Here is a 627-nt window from a genome sequence, read left to right on the forward strand (position 1 = left end):
CAGCCATTGACCAACCCGCTCAAATGTAGACGTTTTCACCAGTTACCACAGCCCTTCGTCATTGATTTTCTTGGAGATCGAGTTTGTCGTCACGACAAGGATTAGGCTGATGAGCGAAGATATTAATCCGACCGCTGTTGCCATTCCAAAGTAACCCTGTTGAAGCCCGCTACGGAGGACATAAGTATCGAGAACATCCGCAACTGCTTGGTTTGCCGGATTCATCAGTGGATAAATTTGATCCATTCCTACGGTGATCAAACTTGGAATGGTCAAAATCAAAACAATGGTTATCGTAGGCAAGATGCCCGGCAGTGTAATATAGCGAATCCTAGCGAGTTTACCCGCACCTTCCACTTTTGCAGCTTCATAAAGCTGCGGGTCGATAGTCGTAATGGCTGCCAGGTAAAGGATCGTGTTCCAACCTACTTCTTTCCACAAACTACTAGATACAATCATTGGCCGAAACCATTCCGTTGAGCCCAGAAAGAAGATTGGATCACCACCGAACTTTGTAATGAGATCGTTTGCAAGCCCTCCATCCAAAGTTAAAAAGGATTGGAGAATATACGCCACCACGATCCATGAGAAAAAGTGCGGCAAATAGCTTGCCGACTGCACAAAGCG

Annotated in this window: 1 protein-coding gene; it reads right to left on the minus strand. The window is 46.1% G+C overall.

Translation table 11 applies throughout. From position 1 onward, the window contains the following. Positions 1-42: 42 nt before the first annotated feature. Positions 43-627, minus strand: a 585-nt coding sequence (locus CPT76_RS36070; protein WP_105446281.1) for an ABC transporter permease subunit, incomplete at its 5' end; no start/stop codon positions are given.

Source organism: Paenibacillus sp. AR247 (assembly GCF_002968895.1).
GTDB lineage: Bacteria > Bacillota > Bacilli > Paenibacillales > Paenibacillaceae > Paenibacillus_AQ > Paenibacillus_AQ favisporus.